The organism is Pseudomonas sp. B21128 (assembly GCF_044218865.1).
GTDB lineage: Bacteria > Pseudomonadota > Gammaproteobacteria > Pseudomonadales > Pseudomonadaceae > Aquipseudomonas > Aquipseudomonas iridis.
Genome location: NZ_CP162590.1, coordinates 801992 through 820963, shown reverse-complemented (window position 1 = coordinate 820963; position 18972 = coordinate 801992). Strand labels below are relative to the sequence as shown.

Sequence of the window (18972 nt, the reverse complement as noted above, 5' to 3'; positions counted from 1 at the left end):
AATCATGGCTGTTGACACCGATCGTGCAGGCAACAAACCGTTGATCGAAAGGCGTTCGATCGACTACATCCCGGAAGTGGAAAGACACGGTCGTCTGTTCAGCCAGTTCACCCTGTGGATGGGTGCCAATCTGCAGATCACCGCGATTGTCACCGGGGCCCTGGCCGTGGTGCTGGGCGGTGATGTGTTCTGGTCGTTGATCGGTCTGCTGATCGGTCAACTGCTCGGCGGTGGCGTCATGGCGCTGCATGCTGCGCAAGGACCCAAACTGGGCTTGCCACAAATGATCTCCAGCCGCGTGCAGTTCGGTGTGTATGGCGCGGCCATCCCGATCGTGCTGGTGTGTTTGATGTACCTGGGTTTTACCGCCACCGGAACCGTGCTTTCCGGCCAGGCGCTGGGCCAGTTGTTTGGTGTCAGCGACAGCGCCGGCATCCTGATTTTCGCCAGTGTCATCGTCTTGGTCACGGTGCTCGGTTATCGAGTGATCCACTGGATTGGTCGTGTCGCCAGCGTCATCGGCGTGATCGCTTTTGTTTTCCTGTTCTGGCGTCTGATGAATCAGACCGACGTCGGCGCACTCCTGCAAATCCGCCACTTCAGCTGGAGCAGTTTCCTGCTGGCGGTGTCGCTCGCCGCTTCCTGGCAGATCGCTTTCGGCCCATACGTGGCTGACTATTCGCGCTATCTGCCGAGCAGCACTTCCTCGGTAAAAACCTTTTTCGCCGCGGGTGCCGGCTCGGTGATTGGCGCCCAGGTGGCGATGATCCTCGGCGTATTCGCGGCGGCTTCGGCGAACGGCCAATTCGCCGGTCATGAAGTGGCTTATATCGTAGGTCTGGGCGGTACCGGCGCCACCGCTGCGCTGCTGTACTTCAGCATCGCGTTCGGCAAAGTGACCATTTCCACGCTGAACTCCTACGGCAGCTTCATGTGCATCGCGACCATCATCAGCGGTTTCCGTGGTCACCTGAAGGTGTCCCGCATGCAGCGTCTGGTATTCGTGCTGTTCATCGTCGGTGCGGCAACCCTGATCGCATTGCTCGGTCAGCATTCGTTTCTCGGGGCGTTCAAGTCTTTCATCCTGTTCCTGCTCGCCTTCTTTACGCCATGGAGCGCGATCAACCTGGTGGACTACTACTGCATCACCCGTGAGCGCTATGACGTGCCGGCGCTGGCCGATCCGAATGGTCGCTATGGCCGCTGGAACATCCTCGGTATCAGCGTTTATGTGTTCGGCGTGCTGGTGCAGCTGCCGTTTATCTCCACCAAGTTCTACACAGGTCCGCTGGTGGCGGCGCTGGGTGATGTGGATATCTCCTGGATCATCGGTCTGGTGGTGCCCGCCGCCGTGTATTACGTCTGTGCAAAAAAATGGCACAGCGCCGTACCTGATCACCTGATGCTGCCGACCGAGCAGGACAGCGATGCACAACCTGAAAAAAGCGGGGCCAGCCGCGTTGCGGCGCAGGCCTGATTGGACGTGGACAGGGCTGGATGCCTCTTGACTGCCGTAAGCCCAATTCATGATTAGGAGCGTCACGACAATGAAATCGAACAAGACCCTGCTGACCACTGTGCTTTCCATGGGCCTGCTCGCCAGTGCCGGTGCCACCCAGGCGGCCGGTTGGTGCGAGTCAGGCAAACCGGTGAAGTTCGCCGGCCTGAACTGGGAAAGCGGCATGCTGCTGACCGACGTCATGCAAGTGGTGCTGGAGAAAGGCTACGACTGCAAGACCGACAGCTTGCCGGGCAACTCCATCACCATGGAAAACGCCCTGAGCAGCAACGACATCCAAGTGTTCGCCGAAGAGTGGGTCGGCCGCAGCGAAGTCTGGAACAAGGCCGAGAAGGCCGGCAAGGTCGTCGGTGTCGGCGCCCCTGTCGTGGGTGCTATTGAAGGCTGGTACGTGCCGCGTTATGTGATCGAAGGCGACGCCAAGCGCAAGCTTGAACCGAAAGCGCCAGACCTGAAAAACATTGCTGACCTGGCCAGGTATTCCGCCGTGTTCAAAGACGCTGAAGAGCCGGCCAAGGGCCGCTTTTACAACTGCCCGGCCGGCTGGACCTGCGAGCTGGACAACAGCGAAATGCTGAAAAGCTACGGCCTGGAAAACAGCTACACCAACTTCCGCCCAGGTACCGGCCCGGCGCTGGATGCGGCGGTGCTGTCGAGCTACAAACGTGGCGAGCCGATTCTCTTCTACTACTGGTCGCCAACCCCGCTGATGGGCCAGGTCGATCTGGTCAAACTGGAAGAAAAACCGGGCGTCGACAAGACCGTGACGATCAAGGTCGGCCTGTCCAAGACCTTCCACGAGCAGGCCCCGGAGCTGGTGGCTGTGCTGGAAAAGGTCAACCTGCCGATCGATCTGCTGAACCAGAACCTGGGACGCATGGCGAAGGAACGTATCGAGTCGCCAAAACTGGCGAAAATCTTCCTCAAGGAACATCCTGAAGTCTGGCACGCGTGGGTCAGTGAAGACGCTGCCAAGAAAATCGACGCGGCGCTGTAGGTCGCTACCTCCCGGCCAACCGTGAGGCAGGCCGGGAGATATGCCGTCATCGCTTGATTGAGATTTCTGATTGAGAGCCGCTTATGTTTCCCGAAAGCTTTACCTTTTCCATCGCCGACTGGGTCAACGGTTGGGTCGATTCGCTGGTCACCAACTACGGTGATGTGTTCCGCCAGATCTCGGACACCCTGCTGTGGGCCATCGTCAATCTCGAAGGCCTGCTGCGTGCAGCGCCCTGGTGGCTGATGCTGGCGATCGTCGGTGTCGTCGCCTGGCATGCAACGCGCAAAGTCGTGACCACGGCAGTGATCGTCGGTCTGTTGTTTCTCGTAGGCGCTGTCGGCCTGTGGGACAAACTCATGCAGACGCTGGCGCTGATGATGGTGGCGACGATCATTTCGGTGCTGATCGGCATTCCGCTGGGGATTCTCTCGGCACGCAGCAATCGCCTGCGTTCGGTACTGATGCCGCTGCTCGACATCATGCAGACCATGCCGAGTTTCGTGTACCTGATCCCGGTGCTGATGCTGTTCGGTCTGGGCAAGGTCCCGGCGATTTTCGCCACCGTGATCTACGCCGCGCCACCGCTGATTCGCCTGACCGATCTGGGCATTCGCCAGGTCGACGGCGAAGTCATGGAAGCGATCAACGCGTTCGGCGCCAACCGCTGGCAGCAACTGTTCGGCGTGCAACTGCCGCTGGCCCTGCCAAGCATCATGGCCGGGATCAACCAGACCACCATGATGGCCCTGTCGATGGTGGTCATCGCCTCGATGATCGGCGCCCGTGGCCTGGGTGAAGACGTGCTGGTGGGGATTCAGACCCTCAACGTCGGACGCGGGCTTGAGGCCGGTCTGGCGATCGTGATTCTCGCAGTGGTCATCGACCGCATTACTCAGGCGTACGGTCGACCACGGCATGAGGTGAGCAAATGAGCAACGCAACCGTGAGCAAGATCGAAGTCAAAAACGTCTTCAAGATTTTCGGCAACCGCGCCAAGGACGCCTTGGCGATGGTTGGCCAAGGCAAGACCAAGGATCAGGTGCTGAGCGAAACCGGCTGCGTGGTCGGCGTCAACGACCTGTCGCTGAGCATCGGCACCGGCGAGATTTTCGTGATCATGGGCCTGTCCGGCTCCGGCAAGTCGACGCTGGTGCGCCACTTCAATCGCCTGATCGACCCGACCAGTGGCGCGATCCTGGTCGACGGCGTGGACATCCTGCAATACGACATGCAAGCCCTGCGCGAATTTCGCCGGCACAAGATCAGCATGGTCTTCCAGAGCTTCGGCCTGCTGCCGCACAAGAGCGTGCTCGACAACGTCGCCTACGGCCTGAAAGTGCGCGGCGAGAGCAAGCAACTGTGCGCCGAGCGGGCGCAGCACTGGATCAACACCGTGGGCCTCAAGGGCTACGAAAACAAATACCCGCACCAGCTCTCCGGCGGCATGCGTCAGCGTGTGGGCCTGGCCCGCGCCTTGGCGGCGGACACTGACATCATCCTGATGGACGAAGCGTTCAGCGCGCTGGATCCGCTGATCCGCGCCGAGATGCAGGACCAGTTGCTGGAACTGCAAAAGACTCTGCACAAGACCATCGTCTTCATCACCCACGACCTCGACGAGGCGGTGCGTATCGGCAATCGCATTGCGATCCTCAAGGACGGCAAGCTGATTCAAGTCGGTACGCCGCGCGAGATCCTGCATTCGCCGGCGGATGAGTATGTCGACCGGTTCGTGCAGCGGCGGGCTGCGGTGGTTTAAACAGATTTGTAGTGATGCTGCTGGCCCCTTAGCGAGCAAGCTCGCTCCCACAGGGGATCGCATTCCAAGGTGGGAGCGAGCTTGCTCGCGAAGGGGCCGGTAGGGCTGCATGGATATTCAGGTTTTTCGGATGAGGTTTCAGATGTCCCAGGCTGAAAAAATCGTGATCACCGGCGCCCACCTGCGCTGGCAAGACGTAGTCGCCGTCGCCCGTCACGGCGCGCCACTCGAGCTGTCGAGCGGCACGTGGGCGCGCGTCGAAAACGCGCAAGGTATCGTCCAGCGCATCGTCGCCAGCGGCGAGCGCGCTTATGGCGTCAACACCGGCCTGGGCGGGCTCTCCAACGTCTCGCTGAAAGACGAACAGCTCAGCCAGTTGTCACGCAACACTTTGCTCAGCCATGCCTGCGGCGTCGGCCCGGTGCTGGCTGACGAACAAACCCGCGCGATCATCTGTGCCGCCGTCCACAACTACAGTCATGGCAAATCCGGCATCCATCGCCGGGTGGTCGAAGCGCTGCTGACGCTGCTCAATCGCGGCATCACGCCGCAGGTGCCGTCGCAAGGCTCGGTGGGTTATCTGACCCACATGGCGCACATCGGCATTGCGCTGCTAGGCATCGGCAACGTCAGCTATCGCGGGCAAATCACCTCTGCTCAACAAGCGCTGGCAGAAGAGGGTCTGCAACCGGTGCAACTCGGCGCGAAGGACGGTTTGTGTCTGGTCAACGGCACGCCGTGCATGACCGGCCTCAGCTGCCTGGCCATCGCCGACGCCACGCGTCTGCTGCAATGGGCCGACGTGATCGGCGCCATGAGTTTCGAAGCGCAGCGCGGGCAGATCGCCGCGTTCGATGCCGAGATCATTGCGTTGAAACCGCATCCGGGGATGCAGCAGGTTGGCGTCAATCTGCGTGCATTGCTCGACGGCAGTGAAGTGATCGCATCGAGCAAAGGCATTCGCACTCAGGATGCGCTGAGCATCCGTTCGATTCCGCAGGTGCACGGCGCCGCGCGCGATCAACTGGAACACGCGATCAAACAGATCGAAAGCGAACTCAATGGCTGCACCGACAATCCGCTGCTGCTGGGTACACCGGACGAATTCCGTGTCATGTCGCAAGCCAACCCCCACGGTCAGTCGGTGGCAATGGCCGCAGATCTGCTGGCGATTGCCATGGCGGAAATCGGCTCGATTGCCGAGCGTCGTCTCGATCGCCTGGTGAATCCGCACGTCAGCGGTCTGCCAGCATTTCTGGTGGCCAATCCGGGGGTTAACTCCGGGATGATGATCGTGCAATACGTCGCCGCGTCGCTGTGTGCGGAAAACCGCCAATTGGCGCAACCGGCGGTGCTCGACAACTACATCACGTCAGGTTTGCAGGAAGACCACTTGAGCATGGGCACCAACGCCGCGCTCAAACTGCATCGCGCCCTGGAAAACTGCACGCAGATCCTCGCCATCGAATATCTGCTGGCGGCGCAGGCGTTTGAATTCCTCAAGGAACAACGTTTCGGCGCGGGCACCGATGTTGCGTGGCGACTGCTGCGCGAAAAGGTCCCGGCTTATGATCAGGATCGCTGGCTGGCGCCGGATATCGCCGCCGCCGCGAGTGTTTTGAAAGACTCGAACTTGCTGCACCGCGTATTACCGAATCTGCACTGAAAATCTATCTATGCCAGCGTGCCAAGGCGCGGCTCCCCAAAAGGGCAGACGCGACGGACAACGGACATCTCCGGAGCGTCTGGCGAGTTAACAATAAACTCTCAAAAGGAGCACAAAATGACTGCGCTGAACCTGATCCCCGGCCAACTGAACCTGGCCCAGCTGCGTGACGTGTACCAGAACCCGGTCAAGCTGACCCTCGACGACAGCGCCTCGCAGCAGATCGAAGCCAGCGTCGCCTGCGTCGAGCAGATCCTCGCCGAGAACCGTACCGCCTACGGCATCAACACCGGTTTCGGCCTGCTGGCCTCGACCCGCATCGCCAGCGAAGACCTGGAAAACCTCCAGCGCTCGCTGGTGTTGTCCCACGCTGCCGGCGTCGGCGCGCCGATCAGCGATGCGCTGGTGCGGCTGGTGATGGTGCTCAAGGTCAACAGCCTCAGCCGTGGTTTTTCCGGCATCCGTCGCGTTGTGATCGATGCGCTCATTGCACTGATCAATGCCGAGGTCTATCCGCACATTCCGTTGAAAGGTTCGGTCGGTGCTTCTGGCGATCTGGCTCCTTTGGCGCACATGTCGCTGGTGCTGCTTGGCGAAGGCAAGGCGCGTTACAAGGGCGAGTGGATGGAAGCGACGCAAGCGCTGAAAGTCGCTGGCCTGACGCCGCTGACACTGGCGGCGAAGGAAGGTCTGGCGCTGCTCAACGGTACTCAGGTTTCTACTGCTTTTGCGTTGCGTGGTCTGTTTGAAGGTGAGGATTTGTTTGCGGGCGCTATCGCGCTGGGCGGTCTGACGGTTGAAGCGGTGCTCGGTTCGCGCTCGCCGTTCGATGCACGCATTCACGCGGCTCGCGGGCAGAAAGGCCAGATCGATGCGGCCGCTGCTTACCGCGATTTGCTGGGTGAGCGCAGCGAAGTTTCCGACTCGCACCAGAACTGCGACAAGGTCCAGGATCCTTACTCCCTGCGCTGCCAGCCGCAAGTCATGGGCGCCTGCCTGACCCAGTTCCGTCAGGCGGCTGAAGTGCTGGCGGTTGAAGCCAACGCCGTCTCCGATAATCCGCTGGTATTTGCCGCTGAAGGCGATGTGATTTCCGGCGGTAACTTCCACGCCGAACCCGTGGCCATGGCCGCTGACAACATGGCGCTGGCGATCGCTGAAATCGGCTCGCTGAGCGAACGCCGCATCTCGCTGATGATGGACAAGCACATGTCGCAACTGCCGCCGTTTCTCGTGGCCAATGGCGGCGTGAACTCCGGTTTCATGATCGCTCAGGTGACGGCTGCCGCACTGGCCAGTGAGAACAAGGCGTTGTCCCACCCGCATTCGGTGGACAGCCTGCCGACTTCAGCCAACCAGGAAGACCACGTTTCAATGGCGCCTGCGGCCGGCAAGCGTCTGTGGGAAATGGCCGAGAACACCCGCGGGATTCTCGCCGTGGAATGGTTGGCGGCGGTGCAGGGGCTGGATCTGCGCAATGGCCTGAAGACCTCGGCAAAGCTGGAACAGGCTCGGGCCATTCTGCGCAAGGAAGTGCCGTTTTATGAAAAGGACCGGTTCTTTGCACCGGACATCAATGCGGCGACTGAACTGTTGGCTTCGCGGTGTTTGAACGAGTTGGTGCCGGCGAAATTGCTGCCTAGTTTGTGAGTGGCTTTTCAGCGGGGATTTTTGTTGTCAGGGAAATCGATCCCCCTCACCCCAGCCCTCTCCCCCAGGGGGGAGAGGAGGAAGGGAGCCGATCTCTGTGCTTTTCAAGAATTGAGTTCGACACAGAAATTTCAGGTCGGCGTATCTCGAAAGAACAACACGGTCAGTCCCCTCTCCCTCCGGGAGAGGGCTAGGGTGAGGGGCTTTTGAAGGCCGCCCACCAAACCAACTTTAACGGAGGCCAACAGTGAAAACCCTCTGGCAACACTGCCACGTCGCAACCATGGCGCAGGGCGTCTACTCGATCATCGAGGATGCCGCCATCGTGACGTCCGGTACGCTCATCGAGTGGGTCGGCCCGCGCAATCAATTGCCGTCCGGCGAATACCCGGCGGTCTGCGACCTGCAAGGCGCATGGGTCACCCCCGGCCTGATCGACTGCCACACCCACACGGTGTTCGGTGGCAATCGCAGTGGCGAATTCGAAAAACGTCTGCAAGGCGTCAGCTACGCCGAGATCGCCGCGGCCGGCGGCGGCATCGCCAGCACCGTGCGTGCGACTCGCGAAGCCACTGAAGATGAATTGTTCGCCAGCGCCGCCAAACGCCTGAAAAGCCTGATGCGCGACGGCGTGACCACGGTTGAGATGAAGTCTGGCTACGGGCTCGATCTGGCCAACGAACGGAAGATCCTGCGGGTCATCCGTCGTCTGGCAAAAGAGCTGCCGATCAGCGTGCGCAGCACCTGCCTGGCCGCTCACGCGTTGCCGCCGGAGTACCAGGATCGCGCCGACGATTACATTGATCACATCTGTACCGACATGCTGCCTGCGCTGGTCGCCGAAGGTCTGGTCGATGCGGTGGACGCGTTCTGCGAATACCTGGCGTTCTCGCCGGAGCAGGTCGAACGCGTTTTCATCGCCGCGCAATCACTCGGTCTGCCGGTGAAGTTGCACGCCGAGCAACTGTCGGCGCTGCACGGCTCCAGCCTCGCCGCGCGTTATAAGGCGTTGTCCGCCGATCACCTGGAGTTCATGGACGAAGCCGATGCCATCGCCATGGCCGCGTCCGACACCGTCGCGGTGCTGCTGCCGGGCGCGTTCTACTTCCTGCGCGAAACCCGGTTGCCGCCGATGGACGCCTTGCGCAAACACAAGGTGAAAATCGCCATCGCCAGCGACCTCAATCCGGGCACCTCGCCTGCGTTGTCGCTGCGTTTGATGTTGAACATGGCCTGCACCTGTTTCCGCATGACCCCGGAAGAGGCGTTGGCTGGCGCGACTATTCATGCCGCGCAAGCGCTGGGCATGGCCGCCACCCACGGCTCGCTGGAAGTTGGCAAGGTCGCGGATTTCGTCGCCTGGCAGATCGATCGCCCGGCGGATCTGGCGTATTGGCTCGGTGGCGATCTGGACAAACGCGTCGTGCGTCACGGCGTTGAATCAAGTCTGTAGGAGAGCGGTTGTGGATAAGGTTCTGAATTTCAATCAAGGTCGCGTGCCGCTGCTGATCAGCATGCCTCATGCCGGTTTACGTCTGACCCCGGTGGTCGAGGCCGGCCTGATCGGCGACGCGAAAAGCCTGCCGGACACTGACTGGCATATTCCGCAACTGTACGACTTTGCCGAAGCGCTGGGCGCCAGCACCCTGGCGGCCGAGTATTCGCGCTTCGTCATCGACCTGAACCGGCCGTCCGACGACACACCCTTGTATGCCGGGGCGACCACCGGCCTGTATCCGGCAACGCTGTTTGATGGCATCCCGTTGTTCAAGGAAGGGCTGGAGCCGTCGAAAGAAGAGCGCGCGACGTATCTGGAGCAAATCTGGACGCCGTATCACCGCACTTTGCAGCAAGAGCTGGCACGGCTGAAGGCCGAGTTCGGCTATGCGCTGCTGTTTGATGCGCATTCGATTCGCTCGATCATCCCGCACCTGTTTGACGGCAAGCTGCCGGACTTCAACCTCGGCACCTTCAACGGCGCCAGTTGCGATCCGCAGCTGGCGACTCGACTGGAGGCGATCTGCGCGCGCCACAGCGACTACAGCCATGTGCTGAACGGGCGCTTCAAGGGCGGCCACATCACCCGTCACTACGGCAACCCGGCCGAGAATATTCACGCGGTGCAACTGGAGCTGGGGCAGTGCACCTACATGGAAGAATTCGAGCCGTTCCGCTACCGCGCCGATCTGGCCGAGCCGACGCGGGTGGTGCTCAAGGAATTGCTGCAGGGCTTGCTGAAGTGGGGCGAATCGCGCTACCGCACGTAATCCCACAGGTTTTCTGTGTGGCTCAAAACCGCTTTGGTTTATGGCGGACAGACGGCGACAGCGCACAGGCATGCTCATTGACGTAATTCGGGTTTATGATGCCAAACGGCAGAATAATAGAAGTCCCCCCAGGGATGACCTCGACCCCTTACGGAGCGCGCAATGCAGACTTTGTTTCCGCAGATCAAACCTCACGCCCGGCACGATCTGGCTGTCGATGATACCCATACGCTGTACGTCGACGAAAGCGGCTCACCGGAAGGCTTGCCGGTCGTGTTCATCCATGGTGGTCCGGGCGCCGGTTGCGACGCCCAGAGCCGTCGCTATTTCGATCCGAATCTTTATCGCATCGTCACCTTCGACCAGCGTGGCTGCGGACGCTCCACCCCGCACGCCAGCCTCGAAAACAACACCACCTGGGATCTGGTCGCTGACCTTGAGCGCATCCGCAAGCACCTGGGCATCGATAAATGGGTGCTGTTCGGCGGTTCGTGGGGTTCGACCCTGGCGCTGGCCTACGCGCAAACCCATCCGGAGCGTGTTCACGGTCTGATCCTGCGTGGGATCTTTCTTTGCCGTCCGCAGGAAATCGAGTGGTTCTATCAGGCGGGTGCCAGCCGCCTGTTCCCCGATTACTGGCAGGACTACATCGCGCCTATCCCACTGGACGAGCGCGATGACTTGCTCGGTGCCTTCCACAAGCGCCTGATCGGTAACGACCAGATCGCCCAGATGCATGCAGCCAAGGCCTGGTCGACCTGGGAAGGGCGCACCGCGACGCTGCGGCCGAATCCGCTGGTGGTCGATCGCTTTTCCGAGCCGCAGCGTGCGCTGTCGATTGCGCGCATCGAATGTCACTACTTCACCAACAATGCCTTCCTTGAACCGAACCAGTTGATTCGTGACATGGGCAAGATCGCTCATCTGCCGGGCGTGATCATCCACGGTCGGTACGACGTGATCTGCCCGCTCGACAACGCCTGGGAATTGCACCAGGCCTGGCCGAACAGCGAATTGCAAGTGATCCGCGACGCCGGCCACGCCGCATCCGAACCGGGCATCACTGATGCGCTGGTGCGCGCGGCGGGCAATATGGCGCGTCGTCTGCTCGATCTGCCGCCCGAAGAAGCATGAAGGGGCTTTTACAGCGCGTGCGGGGTGCGCGAGTGGAAGTGGCGGGCGAGGTGGTTGGCGCGGTCGATCAAGGCTTGCTGGTGCTGGTAGCGGTAGAACCCGACGACACGCGTGCCAGCGCCGACAAACTTCTGCATAAGCTGCTTAACTATCGGGTATTCAGCGACGCCGAGGGCAAGATGAATTTGTCTCTCGCCGATGTTGGCGGTGGGTTGCTGCTGGTCTCTCAGTTCACCCTGGCTGCCGACACAAAAAGTGGATTGCGCCCGAGTTTTTCGAGCGCTGCACCTCCGGCCCTTGGCGAAGAGTTGTTCGACTATCTATTAGGCAAAGCGAAACTGATGCATGGCACTGTGGCATCAGGTAGATTCGGCGCGGATATGCAGGTGCATCTGGTCAATGATGGCCCGGTAACCTTCCTGTTACAGGCCTGAAAGCGCTTGAAACATCTTTTTCAAGGCGTTTCGACTGTAAACAGGCATTTTTCGCGATAAATACTTTGTTACCCCTGATGCGTTGTCATGCGGGCTACTAGATAATCGCGCGCTACGGGGATCGGCGTTCGTTGGTCCGTTTTGACTTAGGTAGAGACTTGTCCGGATCCGATTGGGGAATCATTTTGCCCCAGCGGAGTCGGAACAATGCTCGCCAACTTGGCAAGAGTGTGCTGGAAGGTCGGCTTTTCGAAGCCCAAAACCCCACAGGCACTTCATCTGGCCGTTGGTTTATTGATCTGTTTTCGGCGAGGGTTGCTCGTGATTGTTAGTCCCTGTAATGCAGCAAAAATGTCTGCCAAACGCATGCGAAGTGCTCTGGTAGCGGGTTCGGCGCTCCTGTGCCTGCTCAGCGCCGGTCAGCTTTGGGCGTTCAATCTTGACGATGTGTCGGCCAAGGCTAAAGAGCTGGCCGGGCAGAAGTTCGAAGCCCCGCGCAGCAACCTGCCGAACGAATTCCGCGACATGAAATTCGCGGACTATCAGAAAATCCGCTTCCTCACCGAAAAGGCTGAGTGGGCTGATAAGAAGACGCCGTTCAAGCTCTCCTTCTATCACCAGGGTATGCACTTCGATACGCCGGTGAAAATCAACGAAATCACCGCCAACAGCGTCGATGAGATCAAATACGATCCGACTCGCTTCGATTTTGGCGACCTGAAGTTTGATCCAAAAGCCACCGAGCAACTGGGTTATGCCGGTTTCCGTGTGCTGTACCCGATCAACAAGGCCGACAAGCAAGACGAAATCATGACCATGCTCGGCGCGAGCTACTTCCGCGTCGTCGGCAAGGGCCACACCTACGGTCTGTCGGCCCGCGGCCTGGCGATCGATACCGCGTTGCCGTCGGGTGAAGAATTCCCGCGTTTTCGCGAGTTCTGGATTCAGCAGCCGAAACCGGGCGACAAGCATCTGGTGATCTTCGCCCTGCTTGATTCGCCGCGCGCTACCGGTGCCTACCGTCTGATCCTGCGCCCTGGCAGCGACACCGTTGTCGACGTCAAAGCGCAGATGTTCCTGCGAGACAAGGTTGGCAAACTGGGCATCGCACCGCTGACCAGCATGTTCCTGTTCGGCGCCAACCAGCCGTCGAAAGTCCTCAACTACCGTCGTGAACTGCACGACTCCAGCGGCCTGTCGATCCATGCTGGCAACGGCGAGTGGATCTGGCGTCCGCTGAACAACCCGAAACACCTGGCCGTGAGCAACTTCAGCGTCGAAAACCTGCGTGGTTTTGGCTTGCTGCAACGTGGCCGTGACTTCAGCCACTACGAAGACCTCGACGACCGCTACGACAAGCGCCCAAGCGCCTGGATCGAGCCGAAGGGCGACTGGGGCAAAGGCACCGTCGATCTGGTCGAAATTCCAACCGCCGACGAAACCAACGACAACATCGTTGCGTTCTGGAGCCCGGAAAAATTGCCGGAGCCAGGTCAACCACTCGACTTCGCCTATCGCATGCACTGGACCATGGACGAAGCGGCGATTCACGCGCCGGACAGCGCCTGGGTTGCGCAGACTCTGCGCTCCACCGGTGACGTCAAGCAATCGAACCTGATCCGTCAGCCGGACGGCAGCGTTGCTTATCTGGTCGACTTCGAAGGTCCATCGCTGGCGGCTCTGGCCCCGGATGCGGACGTTCGCAGCCAGGTCAGCGTTGGCGACAATGCCGAGCTGGTCGAGAACAGCGTGCGTTACAACCCTGAAACCAAGGGCTGGCGTTTGACCCTGCGCATGAAGATCAAGGACGCGAGCAAGGCGACCGAGATGCGTGCCGCTCTGGTGCAGCCAATCGTTACGGCGGATCTGGCCAAGTCTTCGGTGCCTGCGTCCAACTCCTCCGTTGCCAAGGCCGACAAAGTTGCCGCCAAGCAACAAGAGAAACTCGACAAGGAAGCCAAGGCAGCCGAGGCCAAACAGGCTGAAGCCAAGCCAGCCGCAGATGCCAAGGACAAGGCCAACAAAGACGCCAAGCAGCCAGTCGCTGCGGACGCGGCCACAGCCACACCGGAATCGGCACCGACTGAAGAAGTCCTGACCGAGACCTGGAGCTATCAGTTGCCTGCCGATGAGTAACTCTCAAGTACAGCCAGAGACTCTGTCCGAGTACCTGGCGCATCTGCCGATGACCGACGAGCAGCGCGCGGAACTCGCGGGCTGCCAGTCGTTCAGCGAGCTGCATGAACGCCTGTCGTCCTCGACGTTCGACGCCCCTGCCGAAGCCGCCCAGGCTTCGGTGGGCAAGCGCCTAACACTGAGCACCGCTGAAGAGCTTGAAGAAGCGGAAATGCTGGTGCTCGACGCCAGCGGTCGGGTCAGCCTCAAGGCAACGCCACCGATCCGTCGGACCAAAGTCGTGCCGGAGCCGTGGCGCACCAATATTCTGGTGCGCGGCTGGCGCCGCTTGACTGGCCGCACCAACCCGCCGCAACCGCCCAAGGACGAGAACGTCCTGCCGGCGGCGCGCTGGCGCACGGTGGGTTCGATCCGTCGCTACATCTTGCTGGTGCTGATGCTGGGTCAGACCATCGTCGCCGGCTGGTACATGAAAGGCATCATGCCGTACCAAGGCTGGTCGTTCGTTGATCTGGATGAAGTCCTGCATCAGCCACTGCTGCAAACCGCCACGCAAGTGCTGCCGTATGCGCTGCAAACCAGCATCCTGATTCTGTTCGGGATTCTGTTCTGCTGGGTTTCGGCCGGTTTCTGGACCGCGCTGATGGGCTTCCTCGAGCTGCTCACCGGTCACGATAAGTACCGCATCTCCGGTAAAAGCGCCGGCAACGAGCCGATTGCCAAAGAGGCGCGTACCGCACTGGTGATGCCGATCTGCAACGAAGACGTGCCGCGTGTATTCGCCGGTTTGCGTGCAACCTTCGAATCGGTCGCCGCTACCGGTGATCTGGATCGTTTCGACTTCTTCGTGCTCAGCGACAGTAACGACTCCGACATCTGCGTGGCCGAACAACAGGCCTGGCTGGACGTCTGCCGCGAAGCCAAGGGCTTCGGCAAGATCTTCTACCGTCGCCGTCGTCGTCGCGTGAAGCGCAAGAGCGGCAACCTTGACGACTTCTGCCGTCGTTGGGGCGGTGACTACAAGTACATGGTCGTCCTTGACGCCGACTCGGTCATGAGCGGCGAGTGCCTGACCAGTCTGGTGCGCTTGATGGAAGCCACGCCGGACGCCGGGATCATCCAGACCGCGCCGCGTGCGTCGGGGATGGACACCCTGTATGCGCGCATGCAGCAGTTCGCGACCCGTGTGTACGGCCCGCTGTTTACTGCCGGCCTTCACTTCTGGCAGTTGGGTGAATCCCACTACTGGGGGCACAACGCGATCATCCGCATGAAGCCGTTTATCGACCACTGCGCCCTGGCGCCGTTGCCGGGTAAAGGGGCGTTCTCCGGTGCGATCCTGTCTCACGACTTTGTTGAAGCCGCGCTGATGCGTCGTGCCGGTTGGGGCGTGTGGATTGCCTACGACCTGCCGGGCAGTTACGAAGAGTTGCCGCCCAACCTGCTCGACGAACTCAAGCGTGACCGTCGCTGGTGCCACGGCAACCTGATGAACTTTCGACTGTTCCTGGTCAAGGGCATGCACCCGGTACACCGTGCGGTATTCCTGACCGGCGTGATGTCGTACCTGTCGGCGCCGTTGTGGTTCTTCTTCCTGGTGTTGTCGACTGCGCTGCTGGCGGTGAACACCTTGATGGAGCCGCAGTACTTCCTTGAACCGCGTCAACTCTATCCACTGTGGCCACAATGGCACCCGGAGAAGGCGATCGCGCTGTTCTCGACAACCATCGTGCTGCTGTTCCTGCCGAAACTGTTGAGCATCATCCTGATCTGGGCCAAGGGCGCGAAAGAGTTCGGTGGCAAGTTCAAGGTGACCCTGTCGATGCTGCTGGAGATGCTGTTCTCCATGCTGCTGGCGCCGGTGCGGATGATTTTCCACACCCGTTTCGTTCTGGCCGCGTTCCTCGGCTGGGCCGCGACCTGGAACTCGCCGCAGCGTGACGACGATTCCACGCCATGGAGCGAGGCGGTCAAACGCCACGGTCCGCAGACCCTGTTGGGCTTCTTCTGGGCCTTGCTGGTGATCTGGCTGAACCCGAGCTTCCTTTGGTGGCTGGTGCCGATCGTGGGTTCGTTGATGCTGTCGATTCCCGTGTCGGTGATTTCCAGCCGTGTCGGTCTGGGCCTCAAATCCCGTGACGAGAGCCTGTTCCTCATCCCTGAGGAATACAATCCGCCACAGGCGCTGCAGGCCACCGATCAGTACACCCACGAAAATCGCTGGCACGCACTGAACGACGGCTTCGTGCGCGCGGTGGTCGATCCGCAGCAGAACGCTTTGGCGTGCTCGCTGGCGACCTCCCGTCACGGTCAGGCCGAGCCGATTGAGTGGCTGCGTCAGGAGCGTGTGCGTCACGCGATCAAGGTTGGCCCTGCCGGGCTGAATAACCATGATCGCTTGCAACTGCTGAGCGACCCGGTTGCTCTGGCGCGCTTGCACGAGCAGGTTTGGGGCGAAGGCCATGCCGAGTGGCTGGACGCATGGCGGGCCTCGGTGAAAGCCGATCCGCATGCGCCGTTGCTGCCGCTGCGACCGCTGAGCATGCAGGCTCAACCGGCCTGATGAAGAGACCCCGCTGATGTAGCGGGGTTTTTTTATGGCTGCCCTTGATTGTCAAACAAATCCCCCATTAACCCTTGTGCAAAAGAACGAGTGCGTTAGCATCCGTCCCCGAATTGGCGCGCCCGGGCTTTTTTGCCCGTCACTGTTGGTTTTCGCGCCGCAAACGCAATGGTTTTGGGGACTTGAAGATGAAGAAGTATCTGTCGATGCTGCTGGTCGGCGTCACGGCACTGGTTGCAGTCAATGCGGCACACGCGGGCGCAATCGATGACGCGGTCAAGCGCGGCACCTTGAAAGTCGGCATGGATCCGACCTACATGCCGTTCGAGATGACCAACAAGCGCGGTGAAATCATCGGCTTCGAAGTCGATATCCTCAAAGCCATGACCAAGGCCATGGGCGTCAAACTGGAGCTGGTCTCCACCGGTTACGACGGCATCATCCCGGCGCTGATGACCGACAAGTTCGACATGATCGGCAGCGGCATGACTCTGACTCAGGAACGCAACCTGCGCCTGAACTTCAGCGAACCGTTCATCGTGGTTGGCCAGACCTTGCTCATCCGCAAGGAGCTGGAAGGCACCATCAAGTCCTATAAAGACCTGAACACCGCCGACTACCGCATCACCTCCAAGCTCGGCACCACCGGTGAGATGGTCGCCAAGAAGCTGATCTCCAAAGCCAAGTACCACGGCTACGACAACGAGCAGGAAGCCGTGCTCGACGTGGTCAACGGCAAGGCCGACGCCTTCATCTACGACGCGCCGTATAACGTCGTGGCGGTGACCAAGGTCGGTGCAGGCAAACTGGTGTTCCTCGACAAGCCGTTCACCTACGAGCCGTTGGCCTTCGGCCTGAAGAAGGGCGACTACGACAGCCTCAACTTCATCAACAACTTCCTGCACCAGATCCACGAAGACGGCACCTACGATCGCATCCATGACAAGTGGTTCAAGAACACCGAGTGGCTCAAGGACATGGAATAGCACTCGGTCAGACAGACCGAGTCGCACCATTCGCGAGCAAGCTCGCTCCCACAGTGATTCAGGTGAACACAGATTTTGTGTCCGGCACTGATCCTGTGGGAGCGAGCTTGCTCGCGAAGAGGCCCTCCAGGGCAACACCAATCCCGGAACCTGCAATGAAACATAAAAAAGCCCAATGGCCCTGGCACGTCCTCACCGTGCTGGTGTTGATCGGTCTGGCGGGCGCGTTGTATTACGCCACGTCGCTGATGTCCTACGAATGGCGCTGGAACCGTGTGCCGCAGTACTTCGCCTATCAAGCCGAAGACACCCAGCGCGCCACGGACATCTCCACCGTCATTGAACTGGTGCGCAAAGGCAGCAGCGCTGAAGTCACCCTGCGCAACGACGCGGGCGACGAACAGCACCTGACCGTCGACGAGAACAGCCTGCAATTCGCTCAGGGCGACGACGTGGCTGAAGGCGACGTCGTGGGTGTTACTCGGCATTGGGCGGCAGGGCCGCTGTTATGGGGGCTGTGGACCACGCTTTGGCTGTCGGTGGTCTCCGGCGTTCTCGGTTTGCTGATCGGTCTGGTCACCGGGCTGTGCCGCTTGTCGAGCAACCCGACCCTGCGCGACCTGTCGAGCATCTACGTCGAACTGGTCCGCGGAACACCGCTGCTGGTACAGATTTTCATTTTCTACTTCTTCATCGGCACGGTGATGAACCTGTCCCGGGAGTTTGCCGGGATCGCCGCGTTGTCGCTGTTCACAGGCGCGTACGTGGCCGAGATCATCCGTTCCGGCGTGCAGTCGATTGCCCGGGGCCAGAACGAAGCCGCGCGTTCGCTCGGGCTGAGCGCCGGTCAGTCGATGCGCCACGTCGTGCTGCCGCAAGCGTTCAAACGAGTGCTGCCGCCGCTGGCCGGGCAGTTCATCAGTCTGGTCAAGGACACCTCGCTGGTGTCGGTGATCGCCATCACCGAGCTGCTCAAAAGCGGCCGTGAAGTCATCACCACGTCGTTTTCGCCGTTCGAGATTCTGTTCTGTGTTGCCGGTCTGTACCTGTTGATCAACCTGCCGCTGTCGAAAATCGCCAGCCGGCTTGAGCGGAGGCTCGCGCAAAGTGATTGAAGTCCGCGATCTGGTAAAAGTCTTCGACACCCGTGGGCAAGTGGTCCGCGCGGTGGATAACGTCAGCACCTCGGTCGCCAAGGGCGAAGTGCTGGTAGTGATCGGCCCGTCCGGTTCCGGCAAGTCGACCTTCCTGCGTTGTCTCAATGGCCTGGAAGAGTTCGATTCCGGCTCGGTGAGCATCGACGGTCTGCAACTGGCCGACCCGAAAACCGACGTCAACGCCTACCGCCGCGAAGTCGGCATGGTGTTCCAGCATTTCAATCTGTTCCCGCACATGACCGTGCTGGAAAACCTCTGTCTGGCACAGAAGGTCGTGCGCAAGCGCGGCAAGAAAGAGCGCGAAGCCAAGGCTATGGCATTGCTGGAAAAGGTCGGAATCGCGCAGAAGGCCAACGAGTTTCCGTCACGCCTGTCCGGTGGTCAGCAGCAGCGCGTGGCGATTGCCCGGGCGTTGGCGATGGAACCGAAGGTGATGTTGTTCGATGAGCCGACATCGGCCCTCGACCCGGAAATGGTCGGCGAAGTGCTGGATGTGATGAAGAACCTGGCCGTGGAAGGCATGACCATGGTGTGCGTCACCCACGAAATGGGTTTTGCCCGGGAAGTGGCGGATCGGGTGCTGTTCTTCGATCACGGCAAGTTGCTGGAGGATGCCTCGCCAGCGGAGTTCTTTGATGCGCCGAAGGATCCGCGGGCGCAGGCTTTTCTACGCCAGGTCCTGTAACTTCGGCGTCCTCTCG

The 18972-nt window shown here is 60.5% G+C and carries 15 protein-coding genes; all 15 read left to right on the top strand.

Going from position 1 to position 18972, the window contains the following annotated elements; genetic code table 11:
* Positions 1 to 4: 4 nt before the first annotated feature.
* The 15 genes from AB4P91_RS03540 (at position 5) to AB4P91_RS03470 (ending at position 18956) form a co-directional block, all read left to right on the top strand.
* Positions 5 to 1477 (top strand): purine-cytosine permease family protein, encoded by a 1473-nt coding sequence (locus tag AB4P91_RS03540; protein ID WP_395604328.1) that lies wholly within the window; start codon positions 5 to 7, stop codon positions 1475 to 1477.
* A gap of 70 nt (positions 1478 to 1547) precedes the next feature.
* Entirely contained in the window at positions 1548 to 2516 is a 969-nt protein-coding gene (locus tag AB4P91_RS03535) for an ABC transporter substrate-binding protein (RefSeq protein ID WP_150593909.1), read from the top strand.
* A gap of 83 nt (positions 2517 to 2599) precedes the next feature.
* Positions 2600 to 3451: a proline/glycine betaine ABC transporter permease gene (locus AB4P91_RS03530; protein WP_042557230.1), complete on the top strand. Its 852-nt coding sequence runs from the start codon at positions 2600 to 2602 to the stop codon at positions 3449 to 3451.
* Complete coding sequence (locus AB4P91_RS03525; protein ID WP_150593910.1) at positions 3448 to 4278, top strand: glycine betaine/L-proline ABC transporter ATP-binding protein; 831 nt, start codon at positions 3448 to 3450, stop codon at positions 4276 to 4278. The genes AB4P91_RS03530 and AB4P91_RS03525 overlap by 4 nt, the downstream gene beginning before the upstream one ends.
* Before the next feature lie 142 nt (positions 4279 to 4420).
* Positions 4421 to 5944, top strand: coding sequence for a histidine ammonia-lyase (gene hutH / locus AB4P91_RS03520; RefSeq protein WP_395604327.1), 1524 nt, complete (start codon positions 4421 to 4423; stop codon positions 5942 to 5944).
* Positions 5945 to 6061: 117 nt separating this feature from the next.
* The gene (gene hutH / locus AB4P91_RS03515) at positions 6062 to 7594 is read left to right on the top strand and encodes a histidine ammonia-lyase (protein WP_395604326.1); all 1533 of its coding nucleotides are present in this window, start codon (positions 6062 to 6064) and stop codon (positions 7592 to 7594) included.
* 247 nt (positions 7595 to 7841) lie between these two features.
* Complete coding sequence (hutI, locus tag AB4P91_RS03510; RefSeq protein WP_395604325.1) at positions 7842 to 9047, top strand: imidazolonepropionase; 1206 nt, start codon at positions 7842 to 7844, stop codon at positions 9045 to 9047.
* A 10-nt stretch (positions 9048 to 9057) separates the two neighbouring features.
* Positions 9058 to 9861 carry an N-formylglutamate deformylase gene (gene hutG / locus AB4P91_RS03505; RefSeq protein WP_395604324.1) on the top strand — a complete coding sequence of 268 codons (804 nt, stop codon included), beginning with the start codon at positions 9058 to 9060 and terminating at the stop codon, positions 9859 to 9861.
* 162 nt (positions 9862 to 10023) lie between these two features.
* A complete protein-coding gene (gene pip, locus AB4P91_RS03500) occupies positions 10024 to 10995 on the top strand; it encodes a prolyl aminopeptidase (RefSeq protein ID WP_150593915.1) in 972 nt (323 codons plus the stop codon).
* Positions 10992 to 11429, top strand: coding sequence for a D-aminoacyl-tRNA deacylase (gene dtd / locus AB4P91_RS03495; protein ID WP_150593916.1), 438 nt, complete (start codon positions 10992 to 10994; stop codon positions 11427 to 11429). Before pip ends, dtd begins: the two co-directional genes overlap by 4 nt.
* A 351-nt stretch (positions 11430 to 11780) precedes the next feature.
* Entirely contained in the window at positions 11781 to 13565 is a 1785-nt protein-coding gene (locus AB4P91_RS03490; RefSeq protein ID WP_191624040.1) for a glucan biosynthesis protein G, read from the top strand.
* On the top strand, positions 13558 to 16128 hold the full coding sequence (gene mdoH, locus AB4P91_RS03485; protein WP_395604323.1) for a glucans biosynthesis glucosyltransferase MdoH: 2571 nt from the start codon (positions 13558 to 13560) through the stop codon (positions 16126 to 16128). The genes AB4P91_RS03490 and mdoH overlap by 8 nt, the downstream gene beginning before the upstream one ends.
* Before the next feature lie 188 nt (positions 16129 to 16316).
* Positions 16317 to 17114 carry a transporter substrate-binding domain-containing protein gene (locus AB4P91_RS03480; RefSeq protein ID WP_150593919.1) on the top strand — a complete coding sequence of 266 codons (798 nt, stop codon included), beginning with the start codon at positions 16317 to 16319 and terminating at the stop codon, positions 17112 to 17114.
* 155 nt (positions 17115 to 17269) lie between these two features.
* Positions 17270 to 18229 carry an amino acid ABC transporter permease gene (locus AB4P91_RS03475; RefSeq protein ID WP_395604322.1) on the top strand — a complete coding sequence of 320 codons (960 nt, stop codon included), beginning with the start codon at positions 17270 to 17272 and terminating at the stop codon, positions 18227 to 18229.
* Positions 18222 to 18956: an amino acid ABC transporter ATP-binding protein gene (locus AB4P91_RS03470; RefSeq protein ID WP_042557240.1), complete on the top strand. Its 735-nt coding sequence runs from the start codon at positions 18222 to 18224 to the stop codon at positions 18954 to 18956. The genes AB4P91_RS03475 and AB4P91_RS03470 overlap by 8 nt, the downstream gene beginning before the upstream one ends.
* Positions 18957 to 18972 lie beyond the last annotated feature (16 nt).

Excerpts from the sequence above, each read along its gene's own strand:
- AB4P91_RS03540 (WP_395604328.1), top strand. The coding sequence starts at position 5 with ATGGCTGTTGACACCGATCGTGCAGGCAACAAACCGTTGATCGAAAGG.
- mdoH (WP_395604323.1), top strand. The coding sequence starts at position 13,558 with ATGAGTAACTCTCAAGTACAGCCAGAGACTCTGTCCGAGTACCTGGCG.
- AB4P91_RS03525 (WP_150593910.1), top strand. The coding sequence starts at position 3,448 with ATGAGCAACGCAACCGTGAGCAAGATCGAAGTCAAAAACGTCTTCAAG.
- pip (WP_150593915.1), top strand. The coding sequence starts at position 10,024 with ATGCAGACTTTGTTTCCGCAGATCAAACCTCACGCCCGGCACGATCTG.
- hutH (WP_395604327.1), top strand. The coding sequence starts at position 4,421 with ATGTCCCAGGCTGAAAAAATCGTGATCACCGGCGCCCACCTGCGCTGG.
- hutH (WP_395604326.1), top strand. The coding sequence starts at position 6,062 with ATGACTGCGCTGAACCTGATCCCCGGCCAACTGAACCTGGCCCAGCTG.
- dtd (WP_150593916.1), top strand. The coding sequence starts at position 10,992 with ATGAAGGGGCTTTTACAGCGCGTGCGGGGTGCGCGAGTGGAAGTGGCG.
- AB4P91_RS03535 (WP_150593909.1), top strand. The coding sequence starts at position 1,548 with ATGAAATCGAACAAGACCCTGCTGACCACTGTGCTTTCCATGGGCCTG.
- AB4P91_RS03490 (WP_191624040.1), top strand. The coding sequence starts at position 11,781 with ATGTCTGCCAAACGCATGCGAAGTGCTCTGGTAGCGGGTTCGGCGCTC.
- AB4P91_RS03480 (WP_150593919.1), top strand. The coding sequence starts at position 16,317 with ATGAAGAAGTATCTGTCGATGCTGCTGGTCGGCGTCACGGCACTGGTT.
- AB4P91_RS03475 (WP_395604322.1), top strand. The coding sequence starts at position 17,270 with ATGAAACATAAAAAAGCCCAATGGCCCTGGCACGTCCTCACCGTGCTG.
- AB4P91_RS03530 (WP_042557230.1), top strand. The coding sequence starts at position 2,600 with ATGTTTCCCGAAAGCTTTACCTTTTCCATCGCCGACTGGGTCAACGGT.